The sequence below is a fragment of the Vibrio sp. Y20_XG_PY13 genome (assembly GCF_024181925.1).
Classification (GTDB): Bacteria; Pseudomonadota; Gammaproteobacteria; order Enterobacterales; family Vibrionaceae; genus Vibrio; species Vibrio parahaemolyticus.
This window is the reverse complement of record NZ_JAMZAL010000023.1, coordinates 1-15,283: the sequence shown is the minus strand read 5'-3', so window position 1 is coordinate 15,283 and position 15,283 is coordinate 1. Positions and strand designations below refer to the sequence as shown.

The 15,283-nt window shown below is 40.4% G+C and carries 17 protein-coding genes and 1 pseudogene; 17 read left to right on the top strand and 1 reads right to left on the bottom strand.

The window, feature by feature from the left end; translation table 11 throughout:
- Positions 1-142 precede the first annotated feature (142 nt).
- From NL646_RS22990 to NL646_RS22905, 12 genes are all read left to right on the top strand, one after another.
- Positions 143-619, top strand: coding sequence for a GNAT family N-acetyltransferase (locus tag NL646_RS22990; RefSeq protein WP_058965621.1), 477 nt, complete (start codon positions 143-145; stop codon positions 617-619).
- Between the two features lie 134 nt (positions 620-753).
- The gene (locus tag NL646_RS22980; RefSeq protein WP_253664735.1) at positions 754-1,275 is read left to right on the top strand and encodes a GNAT family N-acetyltransferase; all 522 of its coding nucleotides are present in this window, start codon (positions 754-756) and stop codon (positions 1,273-1,275) included.
- Between the two features lie 185 nt (positions 1,276-1,460).
- Positions 1,461-1,847 (top strand): hypothetical protein, encoded by a 387-nt coding sequence (locus NL646_RS22970; RefSeq protein ID WP_001033833.1) that lies wholly within the window; start codon positions 1,461-1,463, stop codon positions 1,845-1,847.
- Positions 1,848-2,325: 478 nt separating this feature from the next.
- Positions 2,326-2,448: a DUF3265 domain-containing protein gene (locus tag NL646_RS22960; protein WP_131070144.1), complete on the top strand. Its 123-nt coding sequence runs from the start codon at positions 2,326-2,328 to the stop codon at positions 2,446-2,448.
- Between the two features lie 31 nt (positions 2,449-2,479).
- A complete protein-coding gene (locus NL646_RS22955) occupies positions 2,480-3,070 on the top strand; it encodes a cold shock and DUF1294 domain-containing protein (RefSeq protein WP_253664734.1) in 591 nt (196 codons plus the stop codon).
- Positions 3,071-3,327: 257 nt separating this feature from the next.
- Positions 3,328-3,615: a hypothetical protein gene (locus NL646_RS22945; RefSeq protein WP_253664733.1), complete on the top strand. Its 288-nt coding sequence runs from the start codon at positions 3,328-3,330 to the stop codon at positions 3,613-3,615.
- Positions 3,616-3,799: 184 nt separating this feature from the next.
- Positions 3,800-4,198, top strand: a complete 399-nt coding sequence (gene fos / locus NL646_RS22940; RefSeq protein WP_253664732.1) for a FosG/FosC2-related fosfomycin resistance glutathione transferase — start codon at positions 3,800-3,802, stop codon at positions 4,196-4,198.
- A gap of 151 nt (positions 4,199-4,349) precedes the next feature.
- On the top strand, positions 4,350-4,808 hold the full coding sequence (locus NL646_RS22935) for a hypothetical protein (RefSeq protein WP_025523497.1): 459 nt from the start codon (positions 4,350-4,352) through the stop codon (positions 4,806-4,808).
- Between the two features lie 152 nt (positions 4,809-4,960).
- Complete coding sequence (locus NL646_RS22925; RefSeq protein ID WP_025527333.1) at positions 4,961-5,200, top strand: hypothetical protein; 240 nt, start codon at positions 4,961-4,963, stop codon at positions 5,198-5,200.
- Between the two features lie 488 nt (positions 5,201-5,688).
- Complete coding sequence (locus NL646_RS22920) at positions 5,689-5,811, top strand: DUF3265 domain-containing protein (RefSeq protein ID WP_253664737.1); 123 nt, start codon at positions 5,689-5,691, stop codon at positions 5,809-5,811.
- Between the two features lie 56 nt (positions 5,812-5,867).
- On the top strand, positions 5,868-6,968 hold the full coding sequence (locus NL646_RS22915; RefSeq protein ID WP_253664731.1) for a hypothetical protein: 1,101 nt from the start codon (positions 5,868-5,870) through the stop codon (positions 6,966-6,968).
- A gap of 574 nt (positions 6,969-7,542) precedes the next feature.
- Positions 7,543-7,998 carry a GNAT family N-acetyltransferase gene (locus NL646_RS22905; protein ID WP_024701707.1) on the top strand — a complete coding sequence of 152 codons (456 nt, stop codon included), beginning with the start codon at positions 7,543-7,545 and terminating at the stop codon, positions 7,996-7,998.
- Positions 7,999-8,151: 153 nt separating this feature from the next.
- On the opposite strand, the gene NL646_RS22895 is transcribed toward NL646_RS22905, so the two are convergent.
- Positions 8,152-9,087 carry a TIR domain-containing protein gene (locus tag NL646_RS22895; RefSeq protein ID WP_253664730.1) on the bottom strand — a complete coding sequence of 312 codons (936 nt, stop codon included), beginning with the start codon at positions 9,085-9,087 and terminating at the stop codon, positions 8,152-8,154.
- A 67-nt stretch (positions 9,088-9,154) separates the two neighbouring features.
- Between NL646_RS22895 and NL646_RS22890 the strand changes: the two are divergent.
- From NL646_RS22890 to NL646_RS22860, 5 genes and pseudogenes are all read left to right on the top strand, one after another.
- Positions 9,155-9,272 (top strand): annotated as a pseudogene (locus NL646_RS22890) (DUF3265 domain-containing protein).
- A gap of 39 nt (positions 9,273-9,311) precedes the next feature.
- Complete coding sequence (locus tag NL646_RS22885; protein ID WP_253664729.1) at positions 9,312-9,857, top strand: GNAT family N-acetyltransferase; 546 nt, start codon at positions 9,312-9,314, stop codon at positions 9,855-9,857.
- Between the two features lie 155 nt (positions 9,858-10,012).
- A complete protein-coding gene (locus NL646_RS22880; protein ID WP_069486237.1) occupies positions 10,013-11,125 on the top strand; it encodes a DUF4236 domain-containing protein in 1,113 nt (370 codons plus the stop codon).
- A 759-nt stretch (positions 11,126-11,884) separates the two neighbouring features.
- Positions 11,885-13,027 carry an RES family NAD+ phosphorylase gene (locus tag NL646_RS22875; RefSeq protein WP_253664728.1) on the top strand — a complete coding sequence of 381 codons (1,143 nt, stop codon included), beginning with the start codon at positions 11,885-11,887 and terminating at the stop codon, positions 13,025-13,027.
- Between the two features lie 1,160 nt (positions 13,028-14,187).
- A complete protein-coding gene (locus NL646_RS22860) occupies positions 14,188-15,045 on the top strand; it encodes an HNH endonuclease signature motif containing protein (protein ID WP_102388251.1) in 858 nt (285 codons plus the stop codon).
- Positions 15,046-15,283 lie beyond the last annotated feature (238 nt).

Genomic DNA, 15,283 nt, shown 5'->3' with positions numbered 1-15,283 from the left:
AACAAATTGTTCAAGAGTGATTCGGCACGCGTGGCATTTTTACTATGCGTTAAGTTTAGTGGTTAAGGCGGTATGCGGAAACCTCGGTATTGCGTGCCTCACACCTTAACAAGGCGTTAGGTGCTTGAAGGAAAAGGTAAGTATGGAAATTGCTTTTCGGCAGATAAACATTGGTGATTTCGAATTATGCGTTGCTGCGAGAAAAGATGCGTACTTTTGTAGTTTTGGGCATTACGATGGTTTCGACGACTTCATCAGTGGTTATCGTGAACGCGTCTTAGACCGGCTAGAAACATCAGGATGGTTCTATATCCATATATTTGTGGATGGTCAGTTTGCAGGGCAGTTAGAGTTTCGCAGCTTTTCTCCCGAGCCGGAAACTGGCTATGTGCATCTCATTTACTTAAAGCCGAGTTTTCGTGGTTCAGGACTCGCTCCAAAAGTGCAGGATTATATTGTAAGCACTTTGAGTAAAGCGGGTTGTTTGCGTGCTGTACTTTCAGTAAGTCGAACTAACCATCGAGCTCTCACATTCTATAAGCGCCATGGTTGGGAGTTTGTGTGCAAGAACCCCAAGCACGATGAAACAGACTTTTACCAACTTTGGCTACGCACCTAACAAACTGTTCAAGAGGGATTCGCAACGCGTGGCATTTTCACTATGCGTTGGTTTTAGTGTTTTAGGTGGTATGCGGCGACTTCGGTATTGCGCTGCTCACCCCTTAACAGGGCGTTAGCCCTCAAAGGTCAAATATGGATATTTACCCAGAAATAGAGTTATCTAAAGAGCAGCATAACTCAATTGAAGTCCTCAGAAACAAGTCGTTTCCTAAACATCAAGTAACTCGTTCGTACTATAAGCAACTCCCGCATATTAGAGCTTTAAAGTACAGAGATGATCAACTGGTTGGTTACATGGGACTGGACTACAGAGTTGTCAGCGTCGGCGATGAAATTTATAAAGTATTGGGCGTTAGTGACTTTTGTGTTGAACAATCATCTCAAAGAAATGGTATTGGCACTGTCATGTTGTCTCAACTGAGCGAGTATGCCTCAAGCAAAGACGTTGACTTTATAATTTTAATCTCCGATTTAGATGCTTTTTATACGGCTAATGGTTATCTTCGTCTTAGTTCTTTAAGCTCTTGGTTGCGAATACATGAACATAAGAATTACGGTGTTGCAGTTGATCAAGTTGATGATTTGTATGTTAAACCGATTAGCGGTAAAACTTGGGCAGTTGGTCATATAGACTGGTTAGGTTATATGTACTAGTCGGGTATCGGGCTAACAAATTGTTCAAGAGGGATTCAGCACGCGTGGCATTTTTACTATGCGTTGGTTTTAGTGATTAAGGCGGTATGCGGTAGCATCGGTGTTGCGTGCTTCACCCCTTAACAAGGCGTTATGTGAATTTGGTAATTCCTACCCAAAATGGAAATTGTAGAAAAGGAAAAAGAGTGAATAAAATAAGGAAAGAGCCTTTGTTGGCAGAGGTTGAACGTCGACTAGCGAAGCCTATTTTTGGTGAGCGTAATAAAAATTGTGTTGTTGTACGGCTAAATGATGACCTGACAGAAAAAAATAGTATTCAAGAAAGCACATTTAAGCTTAGAGCTCATGGTTTTAAAGCCAGTATTAGTAATGCTAGAGATTCTTCTTTTGTGGTACTAACGAATGCCAAAGGTGTTGCTTTAATAGGGAGTATTGTTGATGTTGAGCCACATGAAGAGCTTGAAGGACGAATTAATATCTATTTCAGGGATCCTTGCCATATTGATTCCGATGAGTTGGCTAAATTCGTAACATGGAACAATAGCAACCCAGTTCGCACAATACGTCTGTAAAAATTCACATAACAAACTGTTTAAGAGTGATTCGCAACGCGTGGCATTTTTACTATGCGTTGCGTTCAGTGTTTAAGGTGGTATGCAGTAGCTTCGGTATTGCGTTGCTCACACCTTAACAGGGCGTTATGCTTAATCAAATAAAATCAGTGGCTTATGGTTTTTCTTTGCTCCCTTGGCTTATCTGTTTGGTGCTTGTCGGCAAGTTTACTTTTGTGAGCGCTGTTTTTCGGACACTTATTCTTTGGCGTTGGAAAGTCAGAGAGTTGCCTCAATCAATTCTCAGTTAAGCGCGAGGTTAGGGTGGCTGGCTCAATCAGCAATTTGATCTTAGCTTTTTGAGTTTTAGCCGCCAAATTCCAAAGTCCGATTTTCAAAACTATGAGTCATTTCGGTTTTCTACGTTTTGACTTTTGTTTGTGAATCAAAACCGAGTTAATCTTGTTTCCAGAAAAACGTAACCCATTGAAGCTTAAGCATAACAAGGCGTTTAAGTGGGATTCATGCCGCGTGGCATTTTTGGTATGCGGTTGGTTTTTGTGGTGAAAGTGGTCTGCGGAAGGTTGGTTTGTGCGGCATTCACCCCTTAACGCAGCGTTAGCCCACAAGAGAGAAATAAAAAGTAGAGTTCGATGATCAAAGGTAAAGTTATAGAGTGGAATGACTCAAAAGGTTATGGATTCATTTCGGCATTAAATGGTGAATTAAGAGTTTTTCTCCATATATCAACGGTTCAGAGTAAAGGTCGACGCCCTAAGGTCGATGATAAAGTTAAATTTGAAGTTAACGAAGACAAAAAAGGGCGTTACAACGCCACTAATGTAACAATTCTAGGTTCCGGCTCGGTACCTTCAACAATCATGTTTAGCATTGTTTACTTAGTTTTAGCGAGTACAGCTGTGTTCATATTAGGTGGTGAGAAGCTGTTCATTGCAGCTTATATCCTGATGTCCATTGTAACCTACGTAATGTACGCAATAGATAAAAATGCCGCTCAAAACGGCAAATGGCGGACACCAGAAAATACGCTTCATCTTTTATCGTTACTCGGTGGTTGGATGGGGGCATTATGTGCTCAAAATCAACTTCGTCATAAGTCGAAAAAACAGCCATTTAAATCGATTTTGTGGCTGACGATATTCGTAAATATTGGAGCATTTGTTTGGACATTCACTCCATCAGGTTCGGTGTTCGTTCAGAACTTTATTAGCAATTGGTTCTAGTACTAGCGGTGAGATGTGGGCTAACAAACTGTTTAAGAGTGATTCGCAACGCGTGGCATTTTTACTATGCGTTAAGTTTAGTGTTTAAGGTGGTATGCGGTAGGTTCGGTATTGCGTTGCTCACACCTTAACAGGGCGTTATATTTGTATTGAAATCCTGCACTTATTTGTCTGTTCGTGATCAACTGCTCATACTTAATTTTCGATTTTATGGTACTACATTCATCTTCGTTTTGATTCGATCAAGGAGTACGAATATGAATGAATGGACATTTGAGTTTGAAGACTACGAATACAAGATCAATCCTCGTTCGATTGAGTTTGTCGGTGAATTAGATGGAGATCGATACGTTTTTCGGGTGTTAGCTAGTACGCTGAATGACTACTTTGAAACCGATGATGATAGAGAGTCAGCGATAAACAATTATTTAGAAAACATGGATAATATTCATAGAGCAGCTGAAAGTGTGGCATCAGAATATGATCCAAATGACGAAATTCCAAACTACTATCTTGACGAGGAAGACCTAGCAGAGTTTTGTTAATAGCACTGTAGGTTAAACCTATGTTCGTCGAGAACTACAAATATAACAAAGCGTTTAAGACAGATTCCCAACGCATGGCATTTTTCATTCCATCGTTGGGTTTTGTGTTTACGGTTCATTGGTTTAGGTTAGGTGGTCGCGTTGCTCACTACTTAACGCGGCGTTATGTTTAATGGAGAAAACGGTGATCTCGGGTCTTAATCATATAACCATTGCAGTCTGTGATTTAGAGCGCTCTCTTGGCTTCTATCGAGATATTCTAGGGTTTACTGCTCATGTTAAGTGGGATAATGGGGTTTATTTATCTGTTGGAGAGCTTTGGTTTTGTCTTTCCCTCGATGAACCTTGCCCTAAAAGTGACTATACCCATATTGCTTTCGATATCGAACCTAGCGAATTTGAAGTCTTCGCTAAGCGCGTAACTTCATTAGGTGTCAAAGTTTGGAAAGAGAACAGGAGTGAAGGGCAGTCACTCTATATCCTTGATCCTGATGGACATAGATTAGAAATACATTCTGGCTCACTTCAAAGCAGACTAGAGTCCCTTAGCAAAAAAACATATAGTGGGCTTGTCTGGCTTTAAACATAACAAACAATTTAAGAGTGATTCACCACGCTTGGCATTCTTGGTTTGGGCTTAGTTCAGTGTTTACGGCGTCCAATTTAAGTGTCGTGGTAGCGTGGTTCACACCTTAATTGGGCGTTAAGCATCAACGCGTAAATATGGAGGATATATGGCAGATTTGGCTTCGGTAGCTACAGTATTAACTGGTATTAAAACAGCGACTGAGATCGCTAAGACTTTAAAGGATATTGATGTATCGATAGAAAGAGCCGAGCTTAAGCTACAAATGGCAGAGTTAATTAGTGCTTTAGCTGATACCAAAATATCGGCCGCCGAGATCCAAGAGTTAGTTCTAGAGAAAGACAAGGAAATCCAAGACCTGAAAAATATGCTAATGCTAAAAGATAAGGTCATTCGTTTTGGCGATGCTTACTATTCATTGAATGACTCTGGAAAGGCAACAGGCTCCCCTTATTGCTCGCATTGTTGGGAATCGGAAAGTAAGCTTATTCATCTTCACTCAAAAGGTGTTCAGCGAATTTGTGCCTCATGCGACACTATCTACCAAGCCCGAAATACTCCTAATAACCCCGATAAAATCATGGCTCAAAGGAAAAAAGATGCTTAACAAACAATTTAAGAGTGATTCGGCACGCGTGGCATTTTTACCATGCGTCAGGTTTAGTGGTTAAGGTGGTATGCGGAAGCTTAGGCATTGCGTGCCTCACACCTTAATTGGGCGTTATGTGCTTCATTGGCAAATAAGAAAGGAATATCAATATGGTTGGTCGTTCTTATGCATATCGGCAAGGATTTTATTCAAAGTACTGTGACAATCCATTCGAAATGGGTAGTCAAGAATACAATGACTTTGAACGAGGTTGGTCTCAGAAAGCTAAGCAGTTCCCCAACGCAGTAGAAAGTAAGTATAAACATAAGCGTTTTGAACCATCTCAGCCTGAATCTAAAGTTACGGAACCGAAAGGTTACAACTCATATGCAAAAGCAAAAGGTAAATGATTCGGGCTACGCACATAACAAAGCGTTCAAGAGGGATTCTCAACGCTTGGCAGTTTTGGTTCAAAGTCTAGCTTTTGTGTTTATGGCACAATAGTTTAAGTTGGGTGGCATCGCGTTGTTCACCCCTTAACGCGGCGTTATGTTTAATCACGTAAAATCAGTTGGTTGCACTCTTTTTTGTTAACGCAGCTTTCAAGTTTTTCCCTTGTCGGCAAGTTAACATCGTTGATCGCTGTTTTCTGGACATCTATTCTTGGGCGCTAAAAATTCCAAGAGTGCCTCATTGAAATTCAGTGCCTTGGTGAGGTGAGTGCAGCTTACTCAGTTTCAAAGTTAGAGCTTCAACTTTCGGTTCTCACGTTAATACCCAATGCAAATTCAATCAGTTTTATGAGTTAATTCAGTTTTTTAGCCTATGGTTTTGGTATGCAAAGGTAAGTCGAGTTAAGCTCTTGGTATCGTAAAACTTAACCCTTTGAGTCTTAAACATAACAAGGCGTTCAAGTGGGATTCATGCCGCGTGGCATTTTTGGTATGCGGTGAGTTTTGGTGGTGAAAGTGGTCTGCGGAAAGCTGGTTTTGGCGGCATTCACCCCTTAACGCGGCGTTAGCACTATCTTGAGGCATAAGCACACTAAAATAAAACTCGGAATCATGGAGTAAATAAATGTTTGATGTTATGGAACTTATTAATGAAGTTAAACAAAAAGAAGGAAAGCAGTCTCATTCCTTTTTTCCCTTTTTACAAGGCTCGCCATATTGTATTTTAGGTTGGGAAAAATACCGCCTGTTTAACGGCGAAATCAACAAATTTTTAAGTGAATTCAATAAAGAGTTTGACGTAAAAGTTTATGTTTACGAATACGAAGTTATTCACGTTGAAGATTTCTTCCTATGGGGATTCAGCTTTATTCAAGAGAACCCTGATAGAAGGGATAAACTGAGTGATATTTTGATAGATAATTTGATCGTTATATTCAGGAAGTACTTTTATTTTAAGGATGAATGCTTTTTGAATAATCATAGGGAGGGGTTTAATAATATTTTAGATCCGGATCTGATGAAGGTCTACATTGATTTGGTTGTATCATTTGAAAGAGAGGTTAACTTAACATATAACCCTCCAAAGACTAAGACATATAACAAGAGTGATTTTGATATGTCGGCATTTGATGAGCCAGTTAAAGTAATTGAATTTGTGAATATTATTAATGACTATATGGTTTTAAATTCAACAGAAGATCTGATTTATCGTTTTGCACCGGATGGTTACTTTTCTAATAAATTTCGTAGTAACAAGTACTTGAGAGAAGAGTTTGTTCCATTGCTGGAATTTATTAGGGCTAGAAAAATATCAGGAGAGGCTTATATAAAATTAGGTGTTCAAGACGAAAACTATGACGCCAAGATTATTGATAAACAAAAAGAGTTAATCATAGAAATCACATTGGGTGCTCCCAAACATGACTACTTATACCAAACCGCAACCCAAAGTGATGGAGTTAGCGTTTTACCTTTAAAAGTGTTAGCACACTTAAAGAAAGAGATTGACTCATTAGCTGGTCGTATAATCCTTTCAATTGAAAAAAAGCATAACAAAAATTACGATGATGAACGTTTGTTGCTGGTAGTAGTGCAATCTGAATATACATATCAAAATGAGGCTCTTGTGGTTGATGAAGTGCTCAAAGAGGTTAGAGGCTCTATTAGTCGCGGAAATTTCAAAGAAATTGTGCTGATGTTTGGTTCAAAATTATATACTTTATAGTCGGCAGTGCTGGCAGTTTATAGCGCTAACAAAGCATTTAAGAGTGATTCGCAACGCTTGGCAGTTTCGCTTCGCTCAAGTATAGCCAAGCGTCGCTCACACCTTAATGCGGCGTTAGGCTAATCAGGGAGATAAAGATGTCACTTTGGGTTTTGGTTCCGCTTTCATTTTTCCAGCTTGGAGTAGGTAGCATTATTGGTTTTGGGCTTATATTTCTCTCAGGTATAGATCGGGGAGAGAAGCTTTCTGAGTTCAACAATAATATTTGTGTAGCGCTATGGTTTCTATATGTCTTTTCGGTGTTCACGAGTTTCGGACTAATAATTTATTTTTACTTAATTGATAGCCAAGCATCGTATTATCTATGGTATTTAACGCAATGGGTGGTATTGGCCGTTCTTGTAGGCTACTGGCGAATAGCGAGCGTCAAATTAGCCTAACAAACAGTTCAAGAGGGATTCACAACGCGTGGCATTTTTACTATGCGTTGGTTTTAGTGTTTAAGGCGGTATGCAGCGGCTTCGGTATTGCGTTGTTCACCCCTTAACTGGGCGTTATGCCTAAGGTGAAATTGATGATTAAGCAGCTTGATGTAAATGAAAAATCTGTGGTTGAACTGTCAGAGCGTTGCTTCGACGAACTTCGTCAAGTTTACAGGCCAACTGAGCTCGCAGTTAGCAATAAAAACAGCGCTAAAAGTGAGTGGAGTTGTTTTGGTTTCCATGTTGATGAGGTTTTAGTTGGAGTAGTTGAAGCTAAACAGGTTGGTTCAGAATTACAGCTTAGCTCGCTAGCAGTTGCACCAAGTTTTCGCCAAAAAGGTGTAGCTAGAAAGCTCGTCGATTTCGTTGTTACACAGTTTAAGCGTATTAACTCAGTCTCGGTTTGGTGTGTTGAGCAAACAGGTAATGTCGCTGTTTTTAAGGCACTAGGCTTTAATGTGGTTCAACGTTTTGATTCAGACTTTTTCATACTTTCCGATGGTTCAAAAGCGGTAGAAGTTCACTTAAAACAAAAAGTAACGGCATAACAAAGCGTTTAAGAGGGACTTGGCACGCGTGGCATTTTCAATTTGCCTTGGGTTTAGTGGTTAAGGTGTTATGCGGTCACTTTTGTATTGCGTGCCTGCGCCCCTTAACGCGGCGTTATAAGCCAGTAGTTAGCTCCACTGGCTTTAAGCATATTAAACTAGGGCTGCGAGGTCGATTTCGCACCCAGCCCCTTTCATTTCACGAGCTAGTGATAGTTTCCACGCTTCACTCTCATCGAACGGAACGTATACCACTCCGCTAAAGTCATTTGGTAGCTCTATATTACCTTTCACGATAGCTGTAACTTTGCTTCGTCCCAGCTTAGCGATGAAATATCCATGCTCAAATACGACATTCTGCCTAGCTCGGAACATAGGTGTTCTTTCACTGGCTTTCGCGCCTCTATCACAAGGAGTGTACAGTACGATAGCAAAGCAGACTTGGTCAGCGTAACGTTCAATTTTTTCAATGATCGTTTGGCTGCCACTAACTTGTTCATGCAAGATAATTGGCTCTAAGCCTACTTGGGAAATAAATCTAGCTACTTTTTCTTTAGTTAGCTCATCGTGACCATGAACTATGAATACTTTCTTTTTCATCGGAGGTGTTGACCAATTAAATACTTGCGCTTGTGTTGGTTCAGTGATCGAATTTTGCGGTTGCGGTTGCGGTTGCGGTTGCGGTTGCGGTTGCGGTTGCGGTTGCGGTTGCGGTTGCGGTTGCGGTTGCGGTTGCGGTTGCAGTGTGGTTCCTTGGAGTCTCGCAATAATTTCCAAGCACTCTTGTTTCAAAGTCTCATTGGTATTGCCAGTGTATGAGTAAGAATTATCTTTATCAAAGTCATCCTGTTCCATGACTGCTGTGAGAAATTTCGCAATGACATCGTTGCTTTCTAGTTGCCACAAGGCTCTTACTCTGTTCGCTTTTGAACCAGACCCAAGGTTGTACTTTTCGTCATAGATCTCGATGCTTAAGTGCTCCGCAACGAATAGCTCTAGAGAGTTATTGGAAAAATTACTAAAGTACCCGCTCTCCATACCGAAGTAGCGTTCTAATTTCTTCTTTTCTAGTGTGGTTAAATCAGCCATGTAACAAACCAAGTAATATGCGATGAACATGAGTATTTTACCATAAGCAATTGGTTTACAGCGACAAATGGCTTATAACAAACTGTTTAAGAGTGATTCGCAACGCGTGGCATTTTTACTATGCGTTGTGTTTGGTGTTTAAGGTGGTATGCGGCGGCTTCGGTATTGCGTTGCTCACACCTTAACAGGGCGTTATGCGTAATCGATGGACTACGGAGTATTAGATGGAAGTAGTAGAAGCAGAAAAATCGGATTTAGATTCGTTCTTTGCGTATCTTGAAAATCAGCTGTCTGAAAATGGGAATGGAGAAGTTCCTCTTTTCCAGCCAATATCCAGAGAGCAAAGTGAAATTCCAGAAGCAACAAAAGATAAGTTTATCAAAGGCTTTTCCCATCACTTTGGCGATTTAGGTTGGAGAAAGCTCTGGGTTGTAAAAGACACCTCTGGAAGTATCAAAGGTCACATTGATCTTCGCCACCACGGTGATGAAAGCCGTTCTCATCGCGTTCTACTTGGTATGGGCGTAGATGTTTCCTGCAGGAAGCAAGGTATTGGTCAACGGCTCATTGATGCGGTTATAAATTTCTGCCAAGAAAAAGCCGAAATTGACTGGCTTGATCTTTGTGTATTATCAGAGAATTTCCCAGCAAAGAACCTCTACCTAAAAGCAGGGTTCGACGTTGTTGGAGAGTTCAAAGATCAATATAGAATCGACGGTTTGTCAGTCTCGGAAACAGCAATGACAAAGTACGTCAAAAATTACGCATAACAAGCAATTTAAGAGGGATTCACAACGCTTGGCACTTTTGCTTCTACTTCAGTTTTAGTGTTTATAGCACAATGCTTTACGTTTAGGTGGAGGCGTTGTTCACCCCTTAATTGGGCGTTAAGCCGCAAGAGTGTCAATTTAAGTTCGGAGAAGATATGGGACTCTACATAAGAAAAAGTATCAGCGTTGGTCCATTTCGTTTCAATTTGTCAAAATCTGGATTTGGCGTTTCAGCTGGTGTTAAAGGTCTGAGAGTCGGAACTGGTCCAAGAGGTAACTATGTCCGTATTGGAGCAAATGGTATTTATTATCGTTCGACTATTCCGATTGGTTCTCAGGAACGAATTGTCGACGACACTATTCAGCCCAACTATCAAGAGTCCTTCGAAGCACCGACTCACGAACCACTGAAAGAAATTGAGTCAGCGCATGTTTCGCAGATAGTAGACTCTTCTTCAGCTGAGCTGCTAAAGGAGCTGAATGAGAAACAGAAAAAGTCTAGTTCATGGCCTTTTATTTTTATTCTATTTTTCGCTGTTGTTTTTGGAATTCATAATGCCGAACTCCCTAAATGGGTTGTAGCTTTGACTGCTGTGTTGGGGGGTGTTTCTACTTGGGTTTGTTATACGAGAGACACGTTAGCTAAGACAACAGTACTTTTCTATGACTTTGACTCCGAAATGGAACTTGCTTATGACAAGCTATTTTCGGCAGCAGAACAAATGGCAAAAGCTAATAAATGCTGGCATATATCAGCCTCAGGCAAAGTCCTGGATAAAAAATATCATGCAGGTGCAAGCAATCTTATAGATCGAAAGCTGACATCGATTATGATCTCTGAACCGCCTCGATTAAAAACAAATGTGAAGACAGTTTCTATTGCAGTAGGTCGTCAAACATTACATTTCTTTCCTGACCGTGTGTTGGTCTATGACACTACAGGTGTCGGAGCTGTGAGTTACCAAGATTTGGTTGTGATGGTCGGAGATAAAAAATTTATCGAAGAAGAGTCAGTTCCTGCTGATGCATTGATCGTTGGTAAAACGTGGAAATACGTAAACAAGTCCGGTGGACCAGACCGCAGGTTTAAAGATAACCATGAGCTACCAATTTGCCTATATCAGGAACTGTCATTCACAAGCCAATCAGGTCTTAATGAGCTAATTCAATTATCAACTCGAGGGCCAGCGGAAAAGTTTGAAGCCTCTGTAAATTGTTTAGCGGAAGTTCTTCCAAGAGAAATTGACAGCGATAAAATTGCGGCTTAACAATCTGTTTAAGAGTGATTCGCAACGCGTGGCATTTTTACTATGCGTTGCGTTTAGTGTTTAAGGTGGTGTGAGGTGGCTTCGGTTTTGCGTTGCTCACACCTTAACAGGGCGTTATACGCTATATGAAGAAAGCCTGAAAATTCAGGTTAAAAAACGCTATTTTCAGCGTTGATTCCCGGTGTTTGGGCGTCGAGATATTCCGGTTTCAATCTTAATTTTCCTTGGTTCTTAGCTCAGTTTTGGCCTGCCGTTTATCGTTGGTTTTCTTTTTTGGCGCTGATTGTTTGGGGCAGTCCAGGCTGCGTTTTTCGCTTAGATACTGCTCTGTGAATTTGGCTTTCTAAAAGCGGATTTGTTTGCTGAAAAGCCGCTTTTTCTGGTGTGGTGAGTTCACGTGGTTTCAGAGAGTTTGTTGAAAGTCCTCATTGTGAGATTGTCTTTCCAAAAGCGCTTATTGGTGTTGTCTGTTCGTTTTCTGCGGCGCGGTTTGTTCCAAGTGGTTTCAGTGGCAAGTCGCTGCAAGTCTAAGCCTGATTTAAGTGCATCAAAGCACATAAAAATCATGGTTTCAAAGTAGGGCTTGTCGTAGAATTTTGGCTTAAAGGTTCGAGCGTATAACAAAGCGTTTAAGAGGGATTTGGCACGCGTGGCATTTTTAGTTTGCGTTAAGTTTCGTGTTTTCGGTGCATTGCAGTAGCTTTTGTATTGCGTGCCTGCACCCCTTAACGCGGCGTTATATTTTTGGGAGATTAATTGATGCATTTTGTATGTATAGAATGCGTAAAAGATAAAAACTTACAGAAGTTTGTAAGTGATAATAGTGTAAACGGTACTTGTAGTGTCTGTGAAATTGATAATACCAAGGTGGTAGATTACGAAAGTAATGAATTCTTTCAACAAGTAAAATCTGTAATAAGATTTAATTTTTCAGAGTGGGAATACAATCGTCATATGGGGGGAGATGAACTTGAGGACCTATTCTACGGTGAATCAAACCTTTTCTTTGACCAAACAAGAGCCGCTTCAGAAGAAGTATATGATAATCTTGTATTGGGTGTTACTCAAGGCGAGGTATATGAAGAATATGATAAAGGTGTAAGCTTATTTTCTGGTTATAGCGGTGGTTTTCAAAATATGCCATTAGCCTCACTTAACTCGTCACTAGATCATGACATCATGGCTTTGTCTTCACGCTTAAAAAATGAAAACTACTTCGACGTAGAAAGCGATCTAAAAGCAATTATCAATAATTATGCAAGTGTCGCAACGACCAAGTATTCAAAGGATGATGCTTTTTATAGAGCGAGGATCGGTGTAGAAGATCAAAAAAGAAGCTACGATGCTGGCTATGAAACTGAGCTACATTTTGAGCCATATAGTCAAGGAAAGATTGGAGCCCCACCTCCTCAGTATGCTAGCTCCGGTCGTATTAACAGACCCGGTGTTTCATTTATGTACTGTGCCACAGATAAATATACAGCGATCTCAGAAGTAAGACCACACCCAGGGGACTTAGTATCAACCGGAAAGTTTGTTTTACGAAGAGAAGTTCGTTTGTTTGATTTGTCTAAATCACTACTCGGACACTTTGGCTTTAGCGATGAATTACTTGATCAGTTCATTCCATTTCATACCTTGACGATTTTGATTAATAAAGTCGTTCCACCATCTGAAAGACAGCACTATTCAATTACACAGCTCATAGCTGACTGTATTCGCCAACTAGGATTTGACGGAATTGTGTTTAGTAGTACCGTTGGAAACGGAAAAAACTTAGTGTTTTTTAACTACTCAATACTTGATTTCTGTAGTGACGACAACGAAGTGGCTCGAATTGAGCAAGTCAAGTATGACTATAGTTCAGTACCGCTAATTGAAGAAGATGGTCTGTACCTATAAAAATATAACAAACTGTTTAAGAGTGATTCGCAACGCGTGGCATTTTTACTATGCGTTGCGTTTAGTGTTTAAAGTGGTATGCGGGAGCTTCGGTATTGCGTTGCTCACACCTTAACAGGGCGTTAGTTGCCAACGAGAAAAACGCAGCTAAAACAAAATATTTAGGGCTAAGGTCCGTGTGTTTTTGACTCGTTTTTCGTATTTCAATTTCTAGTTATTTGGGTTTGTAAAATCGTGCGTTGGTTTCTTTTGTGGTTGTATTCTCTATTTCAGAAGCCGATTTATATGTTGAAAGTTAGCTCTGTAACATTGTTTGTCCAAAGGCGCTTTTTGGTGTTGTTAGCTCGTTTTCTACGGCGTTGTATGTTCCAAGTGGTTTCAGTGACAGGCGCTTGGAAACTGCGCCTGATTTGAGTTTTCCAAAATACGCAAATACAGTGTTGGCAAAGCGGCAATTAACGTCAAATCAAAGCTTTAGGTTTGGCAACTAACAAAGCATTCAAGAGGGATTCACAACGCTTGGCAGTTTTGGTTTGAATTAACTTTAGTGTCTACGGCACAATGGTTTAGGTAGGGTGGTTTGCGTTGTTCACCCCTTAATGCGGCGTTAGTACTGTATTGGCATAAAAGGTTAAAAGTTTCTGTGTTTATTGGTTTCTTTCCCTATCTTTACACCTGATAAAATTTGCCTCTCTCGTTCGCTCCGGTGGCACTAGATGTTCAGTTTTCGCTTTGATTTCATCGTTTACGGTTTCTAACTTTCGGGCTATTTCTCTAGTGTTATTTCTTTGGTGAAGAGAAATTTTAGGTAAAAATGCGGTTATTTGTCGCTGCTGTTCAGGTTAGAAGCCCGAATCCTTTGCTAATTTGAAAACGGTGAAATAGGGCAGTTAGGCATGTTTTTCTTCTAGCCAACTTACATCTTGAAGTTAGTTTTCAGTCTAGCTTCAGTGTTTTAAGCCTAAAGTTTCGTGTTATATTTCAATGCCTTGGCATGTGCCAAAGGCTTTAAGGGCAGCGTACTAACAAACAATTCAAGAGGGATTCGTAACGCGTGGCATTTTTGCTATGCGTTAACTTTAGTGATTAAGGCGGTTTGCAGCGACATCGGTGTTGCGTTACTCACCCCTTAATTGGGCGTTATACATTTAGGTGATATAGTGGCAAAAAGAACATCAATTCCTAAAAAAGTTAAAGAAGTATTGAGAGAAGAAGTTGGTTTTGGGTGTCCGGTAAGAAATTGTGGAAATCCATATTTGGAATATCACCACTTTGATCCGCCTGTACACATAAAGCCTCATAACGACCCTCATGGCATGATTGCACTCTGCGCTCAGCATCATAAGAAAGCTGATGGTAGTGCATATACAAACGAGCAATTGCATGCTTTTAAAAAGAATAAGGTTAACTCCAAATATGTAAAAGGTAACCTCGAATGGCTTCGTCAGGATATGCTGTCCGTTGTAGGAGGAAATCTATATTATGAAACACCTGTGCCAGTTCAAATAGATGGTCATAAACTTGTTTCTTTTAAGCGTGATTCTGATGGCTACCAACGATTAAGCGTTAACATGTTGAGCCTTATGCCCGAAGAAAGACTGATAATCGATGAAAATTCATGGGAGAACATAGGTTCTCCCACAGACCTCCGTTCACCACCACAAGGCAAGGAACTCGAGGTTAGATATAGCAACGGTGATTACCTTTATCTTCGCTTTTTTGAAGTGGCAACAGCAGAAAAACTAAAAGCAAAGTATGCAATCGCAGATACTAGTGACTTTAATTTTCCCCTTACTGTCGTCGAGATCAATTTTGCGATTGGTGGCACTAACATTGATTTTTCCCATAGCGGTTCGCAAGTTATGGGTTTAAATGTATCTGCTAGCGTTGTGAGTCACTGTGGAGTCGGTTTTTCCATTGAAACTGGGATTAATTGGTTACAAAACCCTAAGTGGAAACTTGAACAAAAATATGAAATTGAAGATAGCAACGTAATTAGAGTCAGTTTCGGCAAGTAAATGTATAACAAACTGTTTAAGAGTGATTCGCAACGCTTGGCACTTTTACTATGCGTTGCGTTTAGTGTTTAAGGTGGTATGCGGGAGCTTTGGTATTGCGTTGCTCACACCTTAACAGGGCGTTATGTGCTAAGGTAAAGCAAGTTGTAACGTTCTCACTGTGTTTATTTTAAAAGGATTTATTATGCACGCGATTTATTTACCTCTACTGATCTTTATTGTTTATGCAGTGGTCAAC